A 16,664-nucleotide genomic window follows, 5' to 3' on the forward strand; every position below is an offset into this window, starting at 1 on the left:
AAACGGGGAGGATACAATGAAGAAGTTCATCAATTCGGTCGACGCCGTGCTCGCAGAGAGCCTCGACGGGCTTGCGGGTGCGCATGCCGATCTCGTCGCGCTCGGGCCGGAGCGGAAATTCGTGCGGCGCCGTGAGCTGAACCCAAAGAAGGTCGCACTCGTTTCGGGTGGCGGCAGCGGGCATGAGCCGTTGCATGCGGGCTTCGTCGGCTATGGCATGCTCGACGCCGCCTGTCCGGGACAGGTCTTCACGTCGCCGACGCCAGACCAGATCGTCGAGGCCGCCCAGGCGGTTGCCGGTGAAGCCGGCGTGCTGTTCATCGTGAAGAACTATGCAGGCGACCGCATGAATTTCGAGATGGCCGCCGAGATCGCCGAAGGTCGCACTGCTACCATCGTGACCGACGACGACGTCGCGGTCGAGAACTCGACACACACCATCGGGCGCCGAGGCGTGGCGGGCACATTGATCGTCGAGAAGATCGTCGGCGCGGCGGCCGAGAAGGGCGCCGAGCTCGAGGGCTGCGTTGCGCTGGGCGAGCGCGTCAACGCGCGCACGCGCTCGATGGGGGTGGCGCTTACGAGCTGCACGGTGCCTGCCGCAGGCACGCCGACCTTCTCGCTCGGCGAGGACGAGATGGAGGTTGGTGTCGGCATTCACGGTGAGCCCGGACGTCGCCGGGTCAAACTGGAGCGGGCCGACGCGATCGCGGACGAGATGACGACGGCCATCGCGCAGGATCTCAACGCGCGCGACGGGGCCGAAGCCCTCTTGCTCGTCAACGGATTTGGCGGAACGCCGACGATCGAGCTCTATCTGATGTACAACGCGGCGCGCCGGCTGCTCGAAAAGCGCGGCTTGCGCATTGCTCGCTCGCTGGTCGGCAGCTTCGTCACCTCGCTGGACATGGCCGGGTGCTCGCTCACCGTGAGCGTGCTCGATAGCGAGACCGCGGCGCTCTGGGACCATCCCGTGCGCACGGCCGCGTTGAAATGGTGACCGCGGCCGCGAATGGCCGTTGACTTTTTCCGATCGCGCACCGGCGGACGATCGGCCGAGGCCACGCCTCACGTATGCACCGGGAGTCTTCCGGTTCACCCTCCCTGAAACTTGCCGTGTCCCTCGGGCACGGCATTCTTTTACGTGCCGAGTAGAGAGCTATCTCCCGTCGGTCCCATGTCCCTCACGCTCTATTGAGGCATTTCCTGAATTGCGCTCACGTTGTGGCGCATGTGACGTACCCCTCGTAGCGTTGGATCAATGCTGATTTCCTTGCCAGAGCTGCTTCTTGGTTTGGGTTGAATGTGCGTCGCACTTGGCGTTTTCATTGTGTCGCTCGTGTTGCGATGAGAGTGGAGAGAGGAATGGCTCCAGCGACAAAGCGCCAATTTTCCGAGGCGACTGAGCGAACGCCGCCGTTCGTGTGCACTCGGGCTTCCGAAGAGGGCTCACAGCCGATCAGGACTGTCCACTGCGTTCAGTTCGGCATCAATCTTGTCGAGTAGAAGCTCGATTTCATCCCGCTCCTTCGGGCCCGGAAATTCCTTCAGCCGGCTGTGCAGTTCCTGCTTTCGTGTAAGGAACGCCGCGATGCGGGTCGTCGCGAGTTTGTTCCACACCCGATGTTCTCCTTGGATCCGATCCTTCGAAAACGGGCCGACATTGATGTGCTGAAGTCGCGGTGGGCAAGAACCATTGCCGTGACGTTTGTAGTGGCCACCAATGGTATGCGGGGGAAGAGGCCGACGACCGGCCCTTTGTCCGCACGTTGTTCGTCCTTTAGAAGTCCATTGCGCCGGGACCGGCGGGGACGGTTTGGCCGGCTCCATTCTGCTTCTTGGGCGCTTCGGCGACCATGGCCTCTGTCGTGATCAACAGCCCGGCGATTGAAGCTGCGTCCTGCAGCGCGGATCTTACGACCTTGGTCGGATCGATGATCCCTTTCGCGAACAGGTTACCGTATTCTGCCGTCTGTGCATCGAACCCCCAGGCGTACTCCTTGCCCTCGAGCACCTTTCCGACCACGATCGATCCATCTTCTCCCGCATTCTCCGCGATCTGCCGCGCCGGCCACGTGAGCGCCCGCTTGACGCTTTCCAGGCCGTGGCGTTGATCGTCATTTGCGGGCCTGACTTTCGCCAGCGCAGCCGTGGCCCGCAGCAGCGCCACTCCGCCGCCTGGAAGAATACCTTCTTCAACGGCCGCGCGCGTCGCATGCATGGCGTCATCTACACGGTCTTTTCGTTCCTTGACCTCCACCTCGGTTGCGCCGCCGACCCGGATGACGGCGACCCCGCCGGCAAGCTTTGCCAGTCGTTCCTGCAGCTTTTCCCGATCATAGTCCGAAGTGGTCTCTTCGATTTCGGTTCTGATCTGTTTGACGCGCGCCTCGATCTCTGACTTCTTGCCGGTACCGCTGACGATGGTCGTGTTATCCTTGTCGATCGTGACCTTTTTGGCGCGTCCCAGCATATTGAGCGTGACGCTCTCAAGTTTCGTGCCGAGCTCCTCGGAAATGAAATTGCCGCCGGTAAGGATCGCAATATCCTGCAGCATGGCTTTGCGGCGGTCACCGAATCCGGGCGCCTTGACAGCGGCGACCTTTAATCCTGCCCGCAGTCTGTTTACGACAAGCGTGGCAAGCGCCTCACCTTCCACGTCTTCGGCGATCACAAGCAGGGGCTTGCCGCTCTGCACGACTGATTCCAGCAGGGGCAGCATCGGCTGCAACGCGGAGAGCTTCTTTTCATGGATAAAGATATATGGATCGTCTAGCTCAACCCGCATCTTTTCCGCATTGGTAACAAAATAGGGCGAGATGTAGCCGCGGTCGAACTGCATGCCTTCCACGACCTCCAGTTCGGTCTCGAGTGACTTGGCTTCCTCGACCGTGATCACTCCCTCGTTGCCGACCTTTTTCATTGCATCGGCCAGAAAGCGTCCAATTTCCTTGTCACCATTGGCAGAAATCGTCGCGATCTGCGCAATTTCGTCATTTGAAGTCAGCTTTTTCGTATTCCTCTTGAGTTCATCGACGACCGCATCGACCGCGAGATCAATGCCACGCTTGAGATCCATCGGGTTCATGCCCGCTGCAACCGCCTTCGCTCCCTCGCGGACAATTGCATGTGCGAGAACGGTAGCAGTCGTCGTTCCATCACCTGCCTGGTCGGAGGTCTTCGAGGCGACCTCGCGGACCATCTGCGCTCCCATATTCTCGAACTTGTCCTCGAGTTCGATTTCCTTCGCAACGGTCACGCCATCCTTTGTGATGCGAGGCGCACCAAAGCTCTTTTCAAGCACGACGTTGCGACCCTTCGGTCCCAGCGTCACTTTGACGGCATTGGCTAGAATGTCGACGCCGCGAAGCATTTTGTCTCGGGCGTCAGTCGAAAACCGTACCTCCTTTGCACTCATGATCGTTCCTCCCGAAATAGCTTGCCTCGCGACTTCAAGAGCGCCTCTGCGACTGGTCGCCTCTTGTTTCGGCCGAACCTGGTCAGCACGCCGACATCCTGTGTGCGCTTCATGACCAGGTATTCGACGCCATCGAACTTGATCTCAATTTCCGACTACTTGCCGAACACACACGATCGCCGATATTGACGTCGATAGGGCTGAGCTATCCACTTAGCCCACACCACCTGGGCCTACCGTCGCTTCAGTTGACCTGAATGGCTCGCGGCTTGGCTTTCTCTGCCAACGGCAGCATGAGCGACAGCACGCCGTCCTTGAGCTCGGCTGCGATCTTGCTCTGATCGATCTTGCCGAATAGCCGGAAGCTCCGCGAAAAGTGGCCTACATTGTACTCAGTGTACAGCGGCTGGAGGCCTCGGTACTTGGAGAAGTCGAGCTTTCCGTCGACCTTGAGCACGTCGTCCTCCACTCGAACGTCGACGCTATCCTTGTCGACCCCTGGCATTTCGAGAATCACGTTGAGGCCATCCTTGGTTTCATAGATGTCCGCGTTCGGCACAAATAGCCGCGCGGGGATGGTGCTCTCCTCCTTCTTCTCCAATTCACGCTTTTGGGCTACCTGCAGTTCCCTTTTTGAAGCCATGATCGTATCTCCTCAAGGCTACTGCGCTACGCCAATCTTCCGTAAGGGATAAACGCGCAGCGCGAGATTGCGATTCAGGTGATCTTGATGCTGCGCGGCTTGTCGCTTTCCGCGCGCGGCAGGAATAGCGCCAAGATGCCGTCCCGATATTCGGCCTTGATGCCATCCGGCTCGATCTGCACGGGGACGGACAGCGTTCGGTCGAACTGACCAAATGCGCGCTCGCGTCGATGCAGGCTCGCCTCCTCGGGATAGTCGACCGTCTTTTTCCCAAAGATGCGAATAGAGTTTTCCTTGGCCTCGATTTGCAGGTCGCTCTTGCTGACACCGGGCAACTCGATGATGGCCAGAATATCCTCGCCCTGTTGGAAAACGTTGATCGGTGGGAATGGGCCCCGACTAGTGGTGAGGTCTTGCAGCCAGTCGCTGGCTAAAGTTGCTTCAAGAGAGCGTTGTAGTTCGAGTAGTGTGTCGAACGGATCGGCAAATCCCATGATCATGTTTGCAACCCCTTGCTCATCGTTGACGGGGCGACGAAGGGTCATGGTCGCCCCTCGAGACTTTGATTTGGGACGATGGGTGGCACTGTCAAGAGGCGAGTGCCAATCGGCGCAAGCGATTGCTGTTATCTGTCTAAGATATTGATTTTACATAAAAAAGTTTAGCGCATGCGCGCTGTCTGCAGGCCAATTGCGGACCGTCATCGTCAGATTCCGAGTGGAGACGGGTTCGCTTGAGACGCGACTCTGTTGGCTCGCCAACCCCGGCAATTCGCTCTTGATACCAGTCATGATGAAGTTCACGCCGATCGCGGCGACGATAAGCGCCATAACGCGCGTCATGACGTTGATGCCGGTTCTGCCCAAGAACCGCTCGATCGCTGTGGCCATCCACAGGGTCAGTCCAATCAGGAACGTTGCGAGCACCGATGCAACCGCAAGCAGTGCTTTGGGAAGCCATCCCGGATTGTCGTTGGAAGAGTGATCATGATACTCAGCTCGGCTGGACCCACAAGCAGCGGAAAAGCAAAGGGCGTGATTGCGAGCCCATGAATATCCACTTCCTCGCGGGCCGTTTCGTCAGCCACTTGAATAAATCTTCCATACTGAGCCTGAAACATCTCGAAGGCGATCATCAAAGCCAGAAGGCCGCCTGCAATGCGGAAGTCATCGAGTCCGACATTGAAGAAATTCAAAATCTGCTTGCCGAGCAGCGCCGCTCCCATGAAGAAGACCGCGACAGCGACTGAAGCCAGAAAGATGATGCGATGTATCTTTACTCTTTCGACCTTGCGCGTCATCGCCAGAAAAATCGGAATGGCTCCGACCGGGTTCGTCAGCGCATACAGCAGCATGGTAATGCCGACAAACTGATTCCAAACCATTGTTTTAGGATCTTCAACGTTGCGAAATGATGTGCAGGTGTGCGTGCTGTGGTTGGGCCGGGGATTCGGCAAGGACGAGCAGCCCCGCCGTCAACGTTCCAACAAACAATTTGCTCCATTTGGAAGGTGAGGCGCAGCCGTGTCAGTCGAGACCAGTCCGTAACATGGCGCGTGCCGTCTCCAGCTCGCTGATTGCTCGGCGGAGCGCCGCTCGTGCTGCCGCTTTGTCGCCATTCGAGCAAGCCGTGCTCAATTCTTTGAGGTATCTGCTGGCCGCCTCGGCATGTGTAACTAGCTCCGCCGCGCCGGCAAAGCTGGATCGACGTTTCTTGTCCACGGTCAAATCACTTTCGCAAGCCCTGCCGCCCCCTCAGAGCCGAGCAGTCGTTATCCAACCCTTGGGGCGGAAGCGACGTCCGCTCCCGCCTTGACGCTTACTTGTCGTTGATGCGGATGCGCCTCACTTTCGACTGTGCCTCCGGCAGCTTCGGCATGGTCACGGTCAGCACACCGTTCTTGAACGCGGCGGACACCTTGTCCTGATCCACATTCTCGATTGGAATGCGCCGTTCGAAGCGACCGTAGTAGCGCTCGCTGAATCGTCGATCCTTGTCTTCTGTTTCGGTCTTCTTCTCGCCTTTGATCGACAGAATGCCGTTGGCGAGCTCGACCTCAACGTCTTTCTCCTCGAGGCCGGGCAATTCCGCTGCGACCTTCACGTCCTTGTCGGTTTCGCTGACCTCGATGTTGGGCCAGCCGATCGACCGCTCAAGCAAGTGATCGCCAAAGGGGGCAAGGTCGAAGCCCCGAAAGACGTCGTCGAACAGACGATTCATTTCGCGATGCAGGGCCAAAAACGGGCCCGCATCTCCGCCGCGTTGGGCGGGAAGGTTGCGGCCGCGGCCCCAGGGAATGAGATCAGTCATAGCCATGGTTTCCTCCTTGTATCCGGTAACTGGCAAATTCCCGCTGTCGCGGCGTCACCGCGCCGCGAGACGATGCCCAATCGGCAGCAGACCTTCAGGCCGCCTGCCTGTGCTCAAGCTGTTGGCTGTCGCTACCAGTGTTGATGGCAATCTGGCGTGGTTTCATCGCCTCCGCTTCACGCACAAGGTCGATCTTGAGCATGCCGTTCTCGAACGAGGCGCCCTTCACCTGCACGTAGTCCGCGAGGTTGAAGACGTGCCGGAACGGACGTGCAGAGATCCCCTGATAGAGGTACTGATGCGCGCCCTTTTCGGTTTTTCGGCCTTCAACCGTCAGCACGTTCTGCTCTGCGGTGATGCTGACCTCTTCGGGCGTGAAGCCAGCCAGCGCCAGCAAGATTTGATAGTGGTCCTCACCGGCCCGTTCGATGTTGTAGGGCGGATAATTGTCGCCGTTCGTCCATCGGACGGAATTCTCGATGAGGTTGAGGAGGTGATCGAATCCAACTGTCGATCGCCAAAGCGGAGCAACATCAAAGGTGGTCATAGCCACATCCTCCCTTCGAGCAACATGGTTACGAGCGCTGCGGACACCGTGTCCGGCGCCCCAGGTGGCCGGGCCCTGAAAAGGCGCCCGGTACAGGGCGGCGCGCCGCGCCTGCAGCCATCCAGTTAGAAGTGAGGTCCTGTCTTTCAAGGGGTTTCTTGATCGATAGCGAAATCGCCGCGCTCGACCTCGGGCATCGGCCTGAAACCTAATCGACGCGACCTCTCGTTGCGACAGACGATCGAGCATCGGGATCCGCAGTCCGGGCACTGACCTTGGTTGCCATGACAGCTGCGAAGCGCGATCTGGTGGGGCCGTTCGACCAGAAGGCGGAGGTGGTGTTCGTCCGCGATCCCCGGGTGCCGCAAAGCCCTCGCGGCGGCGGCTCCGTTGTGCGGTCTGCTTCGATCTTGAAGCCTTGCTAAGCACTGGAACAATTTTCCCATATTGTAGTTTTCCGCAGCGCCTCACCTGCGATCCGACGCCTGAAGGGGTCCATGGACGCAGCGACGGCATCCCTCGTACCCATCTTGCTCTTGGAGGATTTGGATATGAGACGCATCTCCACCTTTTTCCGGCAGTTTAGCTGGGCCTTCAATCATCTCCTCACTGCGCTCGAGAGGCGGTCGGGCCGTCTTTTTTCCAGGCGGCGCTTTGCCCGCCTTATCGACAGCGCTGGGGCCTATCTGAAGAAGCGTCTTCCGCAGTGGCGCAGCAAGCTTAGATCCCTGGTGAGCAAGGTCGCCGCCAAGACGTCGATCAGCTCGCGATAAGCTTGCGCGTGTAAACTTCGGAAGAAGGGAGCGATCGTCATGGCGACTATCGCGACACTCCCATTCGTGACTTCACAAGGTGGAGTCTCTCGCTACCTCGTCGAGATTCAGAAGTTTCCGCTTCTTACAGTGTCCGAAGAGGTCACCTACGCGAGGCGCTGGCGTGAGCACGGCGACCGCGAGGCCGCATACCGTCTTGTGACGAGTCACCTTCGGCTGGCAGCCAAGATCGCGATGAAGTATCGCCGTTATGGGCTGCCGATTGCCGATCTGGTGTCGGAAGCGAATCTTGGCTTGATGCAGGCCGTCAAACGTTTTGAGCCGGAGAGGGGCTTTCGGCTGGCGACCTATGCCATGTGGTGGATCAAGGCCTCCGTCCAGGAGTATGTCTTGAGGTCATGGTCCCTTGTGAAGGTGGGTACGACAGCCGCCCAAAAGAAACTGTTCTTCAATCTTCGCAGGCTCAGGAGCAGAATATCCGCATTCGAGGAAACGGACCTGCGCGCCGATCAGGTGAACTATGTCGCGGAGCAGCTGAAGGTTACTCCGCCGGAGGTGATCGAAATGGATCGGCGGCTACGCGGCGATATCTCGCTCAATGTTCCCATCAGCGATGAGGAGACCACAGAGGAATGGCAAGACCGGCTGGTCGATTCTTCACCTGATCCCGAACGCCTGCTGATCGACGCGGATGATTACGGGCGACGAGAGGCCGCTCTCTCGGAGGCACTTGAGGCGCTGTCGGCGCGCGAGCGGGCAATCCTGGAAGCGCGGATGCTCGCGGACCAGCCGAAGACGCTGGACGAGCTGGCGCGGCAGTTCCGCGTCTCGCGCGAGCGGATCCGGCAGGTCGAGCAACGTGCCTTTCAGCGGCTGAGGGACGCAGTGCGCGCACGGGTTGCGAGCTCTTCCCGTCCCGCCGCATTGTCAGCGAAAATAGTCGACATTGGCGATCGGAGATCTTCACCATGCTCACAGAGACCGTCCTGAGGGTCATGCTCGCTAACATCGGGAGCGTGGCGGCGGCACTGCCGTTCATTGCTGCGTAGCACTCATTGCCCAGCGAGGAGACGGCATCGCAGTCTTCGCCACAAGAACGCGGACAGGCGCTCCCGCTTTCCCGACCCGCTCGTCGTCGCCGCAAAGATCGAACTGAACCGCATACACTGGCGTCTCATCCTTCTCGGCGTCAGACCAAACAAACGCGCGTGTTGGGGAGCTGCTAAAGCACGCCGCCATGGAAGCACCGGTTGGACTAGGTCTAGGCGATTGTGCCAACAGGAGCCCGGCGCAAATGGCTACACACAAGGTCAGCTACGTTGTCGTACCACCGCTGTTGAGGAGCTGGGAAACAGCTGTGACCAGTTGCGCGGGTGCAAAAGGCTTTTCCAAGAGGATGCTGTTGGGCACGCCCTGAGAGCCCCATTCATCGGCTGCAGCTCCCGTAATGTAGACGACAGGAAAAGCTGGATCGATCTCTCTAACTTGGCGCGCCAGGTCCCAGCCATTCTTGGCGACTTTGAGGTTAACATCACTCACCAGGGCCGAGTACTTTGCGACTCTGGAGTGGAATAAAGTTAAGAGCTTAATCGGCAGAGGCAGAAATGACGACGTCGAATCCTCCCTCCTCCAGCGCGTCATGAACAATGGTCTGCAACAGCGCCTCGTCTTCAACCGCCAGGATGACAGAAGACATCCCCCTTCGGGACTTTGGCGTCTCCGAAGCTCAAACGCGCTTCCGGTGAAAACATTCATAGGTGTGGTCCCAGAAACTGCCTTGAGCCTACCTGCCAGCCTAGGGATGCGAGTGCCAGAATTTTGCGTTCCGAGACTTCGAGGGCCTCCGAAGTGCACGCACGTGAGGTCGGCTGCTCTCAGCTAGGCTTTTTCTCCGCGAGCGGAACAACCTCAACCCTCACGCTTTCGCGCGCGTGGTCGCGCTCGACGATCAGATGCACCTGTTGGCCAACTGGCGTGAGCCCGATCAAGTTGCGCATCTGAGTCGCGCTCCGGATCGGGACGTTGTTGGCTTTCAGGATGATGTCGCCTTTGCGGAGGCCCGCTCGCTCGGCGGGAGAGCCAGCGCTGACCTCCTTGATTCTGGCGCCCTCGAGGTGACCGGAGTGAGGCATCGAGATCCTCAAGGGCCACGCCGATACGGCCCCGCCCGACGTGGCCGGTTGCAATCAGCTGATCCATGACTTTCTTGGCCATGTTGATGGGCACAGCAAAGCCGATCCCGATATTGCCGCCCCCCGGCGATATGATCGCTGTATTGATGCCGATCAACTCGCCTTTCAGGTTGATCAAGCCTCCACCCGAATTGCCAGGATTGATAGCCGCGTCGGTCTGAATGAAATCCTCATAGCCTTGCTTGACGAGGCCCGTTCGACCCAACGCACTCACAAGTCCTGACGTGACGGTCTGGCCAATACCGAAGGGATTGCCGACGGCAATCACAAAGTCGCCGACCTCGAGCGCATCGCTGTCGCCAAGCTTGATCGCCTTAAGATTGATCGGATCCTTGATGTGCAGGAGTGCCACATCTGTGGGGGCGTCGCGCCCCACCAGCTTCGCAGCAAACTTCCTTCCGTCCTTTGTCTTGATCTGTACTAGCGAGGCTTGCGCGACCACGTGGTTTGCGGTGAGGACGTAACCCTTCTGCGCATCTACGATCACCCCGAAACCGGTTGCGTTGATTTCCTTCTCGAACTGCTTCGGAACGTCGAAGAACTCACGAAAGAAGGGATCATGATAGAGCGGATTGTTCTCACGGATTTTCCCTTGCACCGAGACGTTGACCACCGCGGGCGTCACCTCTTTTACTAGCGGCGCCAAGGTTGGCACACGACCGGCATCATGCGCATGAATTTCTGCGCCGCCGGTGTGATCGTGAAGTTCATCCCATCCCCCTCAAGCAGGCATCTCGCTCGGCATCGGCTGCCTCGTCGCAGACTTCCAGCGCACCGGCGAGACGCCGTATGGCTTGCTCGATCGCTTCAAGCGGCACCCCTCGGTCGCCCCGCTGATCGAGGGCTCCGAGGTGAAGGAATATGCCGCGCACCTCATCCCCGAGGGCGGCTTCAAGGCGATCCCGCAGCTCTACGGCGAAGGCTGGGTCGTGGTCGGCGACGCCGCCCAGCTCAACAACGCCATCCATCGCGAGGGCTCGAATCTTGCGATGACATCGGGCCGGATCGCGGCGGAGGCGATCTTCCAGGTCAAGTCGCGCGAGGATCCGATGACGGCGGAGAACCTGTCACTCTACAAGACCATGTTGGACCAGTCCTTCGTCATCAAGGACCTGAAGAAGTACAAGGACATGCCTGCGCTGATGCACACCCAGTCGCAGAACTTCTTCCTGACCTATCCGGAGCTCGTCTCCAGGGCGATGCAGAATTTCCTGCGCGTCGACGGTACGCCAAAGGTCGAGAAGGAGAAGACGACGTTCAAATCGTTCATCAAGGCGCGCTCCTGGAGCGGGCTGTTCGGCGACGCCTTCCGCCTCGCGCGCGCCTGGCGGTGAGACAAGGAAACGCAACACTAGCGATGGAGACCCAAACCATGTCGATCGAGCCATCCGTACGTGTCGAGGACAAGCTGTTCTACAACCGTTATCTGGTCGATGCCGGGCGCGCCCACATCAAGGTGCGGCCCCACACCACACCATCGCCTGAACTGCTGACGATGCTGAAGGCTTGTCCCGCGCGCTGCTACGAGCTCAACGACAAGGGCCAGGTCGAGATCACCGTCGACGGCTGCATCGAGTGCGGCACCTGCCGCGTGATCTGCGAGGAGAGCGGCGACATCGAGTGGAGCTATCCGCGCGGTGGTTACGGCGTGCTGTTCAAGTTCGGCTGACCCATGAAGCTCAGCGCCCGCAACATTCTCCCGGGACGGATCGTCGCCGTCACGAAGGGAACGACGACGGCCCATGTGAAGATCGAGCTCGCCCCGGGCCTGGTCGTATTTTCCGCGATCACCAACGAGGCCGTGGACGATCTCGCCCTGAAGGTGGGCGATGCCGTCTCGGCCGTGATCAAGTCATCCGACGTGATGATCGGCAAGTAGCGCCGCGGGCGCATCGGCGGGCAGCCGCGCCGCCCGAGCCCGCTTGATGCGCGATGACAGGTCCTGCCACCAGCCCTCGATCGCACCTCGTTCACACAAGAGGCTGGTGCCGATACCGCCGGTAAAATCGTTCCAGGCGTCGAGGCATTTTTCGGGCACGGCCGTGAGCACGGGGATACCGGCGGCGATGGCGTCGGCGAGCTCGTCGCGCAGACCTTCGCCGGCGGCCTCCTGCTTGGAGAATTTGTTGATCACGACGAGGTCGACGTCCGCCGCGATCGCGCGGGTGACCGCAACTGCCGCCTCGGCCAGTCCCGCGGCGTCGAGCTTGCAGGCCATTGCGCCCGAGCCGAGCGGCTGGCAGATCGAAATCTCGTGGCCGGTCATGAGGTCGATCGCCTGCATGCCGACCTGGCAGCCGGCGCCGTCCTTGAGGTTGCGCTGGACGACGCCACCGATCCGTTCGCCCGATCGCGCCAGCGTCTCGGCGAAGTCGGCGAGCAAGGTATCGACGTCGTCCTGCGAGCGGTAAAGTATTGCGGCGACGCGGTTCGGGTCGATGTCGTGGAAGTCGATCGGCGTGGAAGTCATCCTCGTCCGTTTTCCTACGCTCTTCCGTCGTGGCGAGCAATCGCCATGCCGATCGCGGCTCCCGGCCAGCGGTATCGGATGGAGGGTATGCAGCGGGCCGGAGCCAACGACGCGGCCTTGCTCCATCAGCACCAGATGATCGGCAAAGCGCTCAATCTCGCTCATGTCATGGCTGATATAGAATACCGGCAGCGACAGCCGTTCGTGCACACGCTCGAGGAACGGCAAGATCTCGTTCCTGGTGGTGCGGTCGAGCGCGGCCAGGGGCTCGTCCATCAGCAGGAGCTTTGGCTGCGACAGCAGCGCGCGGCCGATCGCGACGCGCTGCCGCTCTCCGCCGGAAAGTCGGTGCGGCGAGCGGTGGAGCAGCGCGGCCACGCCGAGCAGCTCCACGACCTCGTCGAATACGATCTGCGCGCCCGCGGCCTTCGGCGCGCCGAACAGGAGATTGCCGCGCACCGACAGATGCGGAAACAGGCTCGCTTCCTGGAACACGTAGCCGATTGGCCGCTGGTGCACGGGCCGAAACGACGAACCGTCCTGCCAGACCTCTCCGTCCACAGCGCAAAAACCGTCGGGCATGCGCTGCAGGCCAGCGATGCAGCGCGCCACCGTGGTCTTGCCGCAGCCGGACGGTCCGAAGATCGCGGTGACACCGCTGGCGGGCAGGCTGAGCTCGGCATCGAGTATGAAATTACCGAGCCTGCCGCGAAAGGCCGCGTTGATCCGGCCGGGTTCGGCCATTCTCATGCCGCAGCCCTCGCAGCGCGCTTGTCGACCAGCGTCATGGTCAGGATCACCGCGAAGGCGAAGATCACCATGACGCCCGCGAGCATGCTCGCCTCGCGCCAGCGTGAGGTCTCGACATAGTCGAAGATCGCGACGGACAGCACCTTGGTGCGCCCGGGAATGTTGCCGCCGATCATCAGCACGAGGCCGAATTCGCCGACGGTGTGCGCGAAGCCGAGCACAGCGCCGGTCAGGAATCCTGGCCGCGCCAGTGGCACCGCGACGGTCCAGAACGTGCGCAAGGGCGAGGCGCGCAGGGTGGCGGCGACCTCGAGCGGCCGCTCGCCCACGGCAGTGAAGGCGTTGCGGATCGGCTGCACCACGAAGGGCATCGAATACGCCACCGAGCCGATGACCAAGCCCTCGAAGGTGAAGGCGAGCGTGCGCCCGCCCCACAAATGCGCGATCCATCCGCCCGGTCCGTCCGGGCCGAGCAGCACCAGGAGATAGAAGCCGAGCACGGTCGGCGGCAGCACCAGCGGCAGCGCGATTACGCTCGCGATGATCTCGGTCCACCACCCCTTGGCGTGCGCCAGCCACCAGGCGAGCGGCGTCGCCAGCACCAGCAGGATCACGGTCGAGATCGCGGCGAGCTCGATCGTCAGCAGGACCGATTGGCGGATCTCCTCCGACCAGATCTCCATGCGCGTCAGCTCTGCCCGTCCAGCACGTAACCGTATTTCTCGATGATGGAGCGAGCCTCGGGGCCCCTGAGGAAGGCGATGAACGCACCGGCGGCCTCGTTTCCGGCGCCGCTCTTCAGCAGCACCGCGTCCTGGCGGATCGGATTATAGAGTGCCTGCGGCACCACCCAGCGCGAACCGGCCTCGCTGCCGGTGAGTTGCGACAGCGCGACGAAGCCGACCTCGGCGTTCCCGGTCTCGACGAACTGGTAAGCCTGGGTGATGGTTGCGCCTTCCACCAGCTTCGGCTTCAGCGCATCGTAGAGCTTCAGCGACTTCATGGTTTCCACAGCGGCGAGACCGTAGGGCGCGGCAGCCGGGTTGCAGATCGAGAGTTTTGCGAAGGACGCGGCCTTCAACGTCTCCTCGCCCGTCACGATTCCAGGTGACTTGCTCCAGAGCACGAGCTTGCCGATCGCATAGGTGAAGCGGTTCTCGGCAGCCGCAAGGCCGTCCTCGACGAGTTTCTTCGGCCGTGAATCGTCGGCCGACAGGAAGACCTGGAATGGCGCGCCCTGCGTGATTTGCGTGTAGAATTGCCCGCTCGCCCCGAAGCTCAGCGTCTTATGCTTGAAGAGGGCGGCGATCTCCTTGGCGGCATCGGTGAAGTTGGCGGCCACGGCAACATTGGTCTGTGCAGCCTGCGTTGGTGCGCATCCGAGCAGCAGGCTCGCGATGACGGCGATCGGGCGAAGTAGTTTCATGACGAACTCCAGCAGCGGCAATTGCTTCCAAGCAACCCGATTGCTGCGAGGCGCCGGCCGCAATCGTCTCAGCAATTGGCGTGCCGGATGTGAAGGCGCAGTCTGGTGCGCGCCTTGCAGGAATGACGTCAAATCGGGTGATTTCCTGGTCTTGCGGCGGCGGGACCGATCGCTCTTGTCGAGTTTCCGACACAGCCCGTCGGCAAGCCGACATCAACGAAGGGACACGACATGGCAACGGTGGCATCCCGCGCCGAGCTCGAGCGCCTGCTGGAGGACGACGTGCCTTACGGCGACCTCACGACGGATGCGCTCGGAATCGGTGCGGCCATCGGCGTCATGCAGTTTGCGGCGCGCTCACCAATGGTGTTGGCGCTCGCCGAGGATGCGGCGGCGCTCATCGCGCTTGCGGGATGCGAGGTGGAGCTCTTTGCCGCATCCGGTGCGGCGCTTCAAGAGGGCGCACAAATCCTACAAGCGCGAGGCCCGGCCGCCGCGCTGTTGCGGAGCTGGAAGGTGGCGCAGACTCTGATCGAGATCTGGTCCGGCGTTGCCAGCGAGACCCGCGCCATCGTCGATGCGGCGAGAGCGGTCGCACCGCAGATCCCGGTGGCCTGCACGCGCAAGAATGTACCCGGGACCAAGCGCTTTGCAGTGGCAGCCGTGAAGGCGGGCGGCGCCGTGATGCACCGGCTCGGCCTTTCGGAGACGGTGCTGGTATTTCCCGAGCACCGCGCCTTTCTCGGCGAGCTGCCGCTGTTTCAGGCGGTTGAGCGATTGCGCCGGGCGGCGCCGGAGAAGAAGCTCGTGATCGAGGTGAAGACCGCCGACGCCGCACTTGCCGCGGCGGTGGCAGGTTTCGACGTGATTCAGACCGAGAAATTCTCACCGGCTGATGTCGCCGCATTGGTCAAGCGCATGGCATCCGTAGCCTATACGCGGGCCCGTCCGATCATTGCTGCCGCAGGTGGAGTCAATGCAGCAAATGCCGCGGCCTATGCCGCTACCGGAGCCGATGTCCTTGTCACGTCGTCCCCCTATCTGGCAAAGCCGAAGGATGTGCAGGTGCGGATCGCGGCAGCCGATGAAAGCAGACGCAAGGCGTGCAGCGTCAACGGCTCTGGGCTGGGATCGCCGTTAAGATAAATGTTCAGACTACTCACAGCAGCAGTGCAAGCCCGGACGCTGGGTTGCATACATTCCCGACGAGCGGAGCCGATCGCTCTGCGTCATCCGAGCCAGCGCTTGCGACGCTTGTAGTGCTTCACGTCGCGGAATGATTTTCGCCTATCACCGGCAACGCCAAGGTAGAATTCCTTGACGTCCTCATTTGCTGCGAGCGCCCGTGCCTCGCCGTCCATCACCACGCGGCCATTTTCGAGGATATAGCCGTGGCTCGCGTATTTGAGCGCCATATTGGTGTTCTGCTCGGCGAGAAGAAAGGAAACACCTTCCTTGACGTTGAGATCCTTCACGATCTCGAAGATCTCCTCCACGATCTGCGGCGCAAGGCCCATCGAAGGTTCGTCGAGCAGGATCATCTTCGGGCACGACATCAGCGCGCGCCCGATCACGCACATCTGCTGTTCACCGCCTGACGTATAACCGGCGGTGGAATCACGTCGCTCTCTGAGGCGGGGGAAATAGGCATAGACCCGCTCAAGGTCCTGCGTGATCGCCGACTTGCCGTCCCTGCGCGTGAAGGCGCCAGTCAGAAGATTCTCTTCTATCGTGAGGTGAGGGAAGGCACGTCGCCCCTCCATCACCTGGATGCAACCGCGCTGCACCAGATCGCTCGGCGACAGGGACTTCACCTCGACGCCGTCGAACAGAATCGACCCCTTGGTGACTTCGCCGCGCTCTGCATGCAGCAGATTCGAGATCGCCTTCAGGGTCGTGGTCTTACCGGCACCATTGGCACCGAGAAGCGCGACAATGGCGCCCCGCGGGACCTCCAGCGATACGCCTTTTAGCACGAGGATGACGTGATCGTAGACAACCTCGATATTGTTGACCGACAGAACCAGAGCTGCCGCTTCCGTCGCCGGAGCGACCTTGGGGGTTGACACGGCAGACCTCCAAACAGTTGCACCTTCGGGGATCCGGGAGCAGGCAAACCTGCCTCCCGGATCAGC

17 protein-coding genes and 4 pseudogenes are annotated in these 16,664 nt (G+C 60.9%); 7 read left to right on the plus strand and 14 right to left on the minus strand.

Annotation, left to right across the window (positions count from 1 at the left end; translation table 11 throughout):
- Positions 1–16: 16 nt before the first annotated feature.
- Positions 17–1,000 (plus strand): dihydroxyacetone kinase subunit DhaK, encoded by a 984-nt coding sequence (gene dhaK, locus ACNJX8_RS12170; protein ID WP_439360794.1) that lies wholly within the window; start codon positions 17–19, stop codon positions 998–1,000.
- Between the two features lie 449 nt (positions 1,001–1,449).
- Here dhaK and ACNJX8_RS12175 read toward each other — a convergent pair whose 3' ends face one another.
- From ACNJX8_RS12175 to ACNJX8_RS12205, 7 genes and pseudogenes are all read right to left on the minus strand, one after another.
- Positions 1,450–1,620, minus strand: a complete 171-nt coding sequence (locus ACNJX8_RS12175) for a hypothetical protein (RefSeq protein WP_439360795.1) — start codon at positions 1,618–1,620, stop codon at positions 1,450–1,452.
- 160 nt (positions 1,621–1,780) lie between these two features.
- The gene (gene groL, locus ACNJX8_RS12180; protein WP_439360796.1) at positions 1,781–3,418 is read right to left on the minus strand and encodes a chaperonin GroEL; all 1,638 of its coding nucleotides are present in this window, start codon (positions 3,416–3,418) and stop codon (positions 1,781–1,783) included.
- Positions 3,419–3,662: 244 nt separating this feature from the next.
- On the minus strand, positions 3,663–4,061 hold the full coding sequence (locus ACNJX8_RS12185) for an Hsp20/alpha crystallin family protein (RefSeq protein WP_439360797.1): 399 nt from the start codon (positions 4,059–4,061) through the stop codon (positions 3,663–3,665).
- A gap of 74 nt (positions 4,062–4,135) precedes the next feature.
- Positions 4,136–4,606 carry an Hsp20/alpha crystallin family protein gene (locus ACNJX8_RS12190; RefSeq protein ID WP_439360798.1) on the minus strand — a complete coding sequence of 157 codons (471 nt, stop codon included), beginning with the start codon at positions 4,604–4,606 and terminating at the stop codon, positions 4,136–4,138.
- A 102-nt stretch (positions 4,607–4,708) separates the two neighbouring features.
- Positions 4,709–5,445: pseudogene (locus ACNJX8_RS12195) on the minus strand (MarC family protein).
- A 434-nt stretch (positions 5,446–5,879) separates the two neighbouring features.
- Positions 5,880–6,377: an Hsp20/alpha crystallin family protein gene (locus ACNJX8_RS12200; RefSeq protein WP_439360799.1), complete on the minus strand. Its 498-nt coding sequence runs from the start codon at positions 6,375–6,377 to the stop codon at positions 5,880–5,882.
- 88 nt (positions 6,378–6,465) lie between these two features.
- Positions 6,466–6,918 carry an Hsp20 family protein gene (locus tag ACNJX8_RS12205; RefSeq protein WP_439360800.1) on the minus strand — a complete coding sequence of 151 codons (453 nt, stop codon included), beginning with the start codon at positions 6,916–6,918 and terminating at the stop codon, positions 6,466–6,468.
- A gap of 497 nt (positions 6,919–7,415) precedes the next feature.
- Here ACNJX8_RS12205 and ACNJX8_RS12210 point away from each other — a divergent pair, with 497 nt between their 5' ends.
- Positions 7,416–7,691, plus strand: a complete 276-nt coding sequence (locus ACNJX8_RS12210; RefSeq protein ID WP_439410336.1) for a hypothetical protein — start codon at positions 7,416–7,418, stop codon at positions 7,689–7,691.
- A gap of 39 nt (positions 7,692–7,730) precedes the next feature.
- Positions 7,731–8,681: an RNA polymerase sigma factor RpoH gene (rpoH, locus tag ACNJX8_RS12215; protein WP_439360802.1), complete on the plus strand. Its 951-nt coding sequence runs from the start codon at positions 7,731–7,733 to the stop codon at positions 8,679–8,681.
- 324 nt (positions 8,682–9,005) lie between these two features.
- On the opposite strand, the gene ACNJX8_RS12220 is transcribed toward rpoH, so the two are convergent.
- On the minus strand, positions 9,006–9,230 hold the full coding sequence (locus ACNJX8_RS12220) for a response regulator (protein ID WP_439360803.1): 225 nt from the start codon (positions 9,228–9,230) through the stop codon (positions 9,006–9,008).
- A 335-nt stretch (positions 9,231–9,565) separates the two neighbouring features.
- Positions 9,566–10,547 (minus strand): annotated as a pseudogene (locus tag ACNJX8_RS12225) (trypsin-like peptidase domain-containing protein); the annotation flags it as partial.
- Positions 10,548–10,614: 67 nt separating this feature from the next.
- Here ACNJX8_RS12225 and ACNJX8_RS12230 point away from each other — a divergent pair.
- The 3 genes and pseudogenes from ACNJX8_RS12230 to ACNJX8_RS12240 all read left to right on the plus strand — a co-directional run.
- Positions 10,615–11,217: pseudogene (locus tag ACNJX8_RS12230) on the plus strand (FAD-dependent oxidoreductase); the annotation flags it as partial.
- Between the two features lie 38 nt (positions 11,218–11,255).
- The gene (locus ACNJX8_RS12235; RefSeq protein ID WP_131870862.1) at positions 11,256–11,552 is read left to right on the plus strand and encodes a ferredoxin family protein; all 297 of its coding nucleotides are present in this window, start codon (positions 11,256–11,258) and stop codon (positions 11,550–11,552) included.
- A 3-nt stretch (positions 11,553–11,555) separates the two neighbouring features.
- Positions 11,556–11,762 (plus strand): TOBE domain-containing protein, encoded by a 207-nt coding sequence (locus ACNJX8_RS12240; RefSeq protein WP_080136000.1) that lies wholly within the window; start codon positions 11,556–11,558, stop codon positions 11,760–11,762.
- Here ACNJX8_RS12240 and ACNJX8_RS12245 read toward each other — a convergent pair.
- The 4 genes and pseudogenes from ACNJX8_RS12245 to modA form a co-directional block, all read right to left on the minus strand.
- Positions 11,736–12,353: a DUF2478 domain-containing protein gene (locus ACNJX8_RS12245; RefSeq protein WP_439361893.1), complete on the minus strand. Its 618-nt coding sequence runs from the start codon at positions 12,351–12,353 to the stop codon at positions 11,736–11,738. The two genes, ACNJX8_RS12240 and ACNJX8_RS12245, sit on opposite strands and share 27 nt — an antisense overlap.
- Positions 12,354–12,404: 51 nt before the next feature.
- Positions 12,405–13,103: pseudogene (gene modC / locus ACNJX8_RS12250) on the minus strand (molybdenum ABC transporter ATP-binding protein); the annotation flags it as partial.
- Entirely contained in the window at positions 13,100–13,786 is a 687-nt protein-coding gene (gene modB / locus ACNJX8_RS12255; protein WP_439360804.1) for a molybdate ABC transporter permease subunit, read from the minus strand. The pseudogene modC and the gene modB, both read right to left, overlap by 4 nt.
- Positions 13,787–13,791: 5 nt before the next feature.
- Positions 13,792–14,529 carry a molybdate ABC transporter substrate-binding protein gene (gene modA, locus ACNJX8_RS12260; protein WP_439360805.1) on the minus strand — a complete coding sequence of 246 codons (738 nt, stop codon included), beginning with the start codon at positions 14,527–14,529 and terminating at the stop codon, positions 13,792–13,794.
- Positions 14,530–14,760: 231 nt separating this feature from the next.
- Between modA and modD the strand changes: the two genes are divergently transcribed.
- Positions 14,761–15,675 (plus strand): ModD protein, encoded by a 915-nt coding sequence (gene modD, locus ACNJX8_RS12265; protein WP_439360806.1) that lies wholly within the window; start codon positions 14,761–14,763, stop codon positions 15,673–15,675.
- A gap of 83 nt (positions 15,676–15,758) precedes the next feature.
- Here modD and ACNJX8_RS12270 read toward each other — a convergent pair whose 3' ends face one another.
- The gene (locus tag ACNJX8_RS12270) at positions 15,759–16,598 is read right to left on the minus strand and encodes an ABC transporter ATP-binding protein (protein ID WP_439360807.1); all 840 of its coding nucleotides are present in this window, start codon (positions 16,596–16,598) and stop codon (positions 15,759–15,761) included.
- Positions 16,599–16,664: the final 66 nt, after the last annotated feature.

Source organism: Bradyrhizobium sp. SPXBL-04 (assembly GCF_051853035.1).
Taxonomy (GTDB): domain Bacteria; phylum Pseudomonadota; class Alphaproteobacteria; order Rhizobiales; family Xanthobacteraceae; genus Bradyrhizobium; species Bradyrhizobium zhanjiangense.

Excerpts from the sequence above, each read along its gene's own strand:
- ACNJX8_RS12185 (WP_439360797.1), bottom strand. The coding sequence starts at position 4,061 with ATGGCTTCAAAAAGGGAACTGCAGGTAGCCCAAAAGCGTGAATTGGAG.
- ACNJX8_RS12205 (WP_439360800.1), bottom strand. The coding sequence starts at position 6,918 with ATGACCACCTTTGATGTTGCTCCGCTTTGGCGATCGACAGTTGGATTC.
- ACNJX8_RS12210 (WP_439410336.1), top strand. The coding sequence starts at position 7,416 with ATGGACGCAGCGACGGCATCCCTCGTACCCATCTTGCTCTTGGAGGAT.
- ACNJX8_RS12240 (WP_080136000.1), top strand. The coding sequence starts at position 11,556 with ATGAAGCTCAGCGCCCGCAACATTCTCCCGGGACGGATCGTCGCCGTC.
- modB (WP_439360804.1), bottom strand. The coding sequence starts at position 13,786 with ATGGAGATCTGGTCGGAGGAGATCCGCCAATCGGTCCTGCTGACGATC.
- modD (WP_439360806.1), top strand. The coding sequence starts at position 14,761 with ATGGCAACGGTGGCATCCCGCGCCGAGCTCGAGCGCCTGCTGGAGGAC.
- rpoH (WP_439360802.1), top strand. The coding sequence starts at position 7,731 with ATGGCGACTATCGCGACACTCCCATTCGTGACTTCACAAGGTGGAGTC.
- ACNJX8_RS12235 (WP_131870862.1), top strand. The coding sequence starts at position 11,256 with ATGTCGATCGAGCCATCCGTACGTGTCGAGGACAAGCTGTTCTACAAC.
- ACNJX8_RS12245 (WP_439361893.1), bottom strand. The coding sequence starts at position 12,353 with ATGACTTCCACGCCGATCGACTTCCACGACATCGACCCGAACCGCGTC.
- ACNJX8_RS12190 (WP_439360798.1), bottom strand. The coding sequence starts at position 4,606 with ATGACCCTTCGTCGCCCCGTCAACGATGAGCAAGGGGTTGCAAACATG.
- ACNJX8_RS12200 (WP_439360799.1), bottom strand. The coding sequence starts at position 6,377 with ATGGCTATGACTGATCTCATTCCCTGGGGCCGCGGCCGCAACCTTCCC.
- modA (WP_439360805.1), bottom strand. The coding sequence starts at position 14,529 with ATGAAACTACTTCGCCCGATCGCCGTCATCGCGAGCCTGCTGCTCGGA.
- groL (WP_439360796.1), bottom strand. The coding sequence starts at position 3,418 with ATGAGTGCAAAGGAGGTACGGTTTTCGACTGACGCCCGAGACAAAATG.
- dhaK (WP_439360794.1), top strand. The coding sequence starts at position 17 with ATGAAGAAGTTCATCAATTCGGTCGACGCCGTGCTCGCAGAGAGCCTC.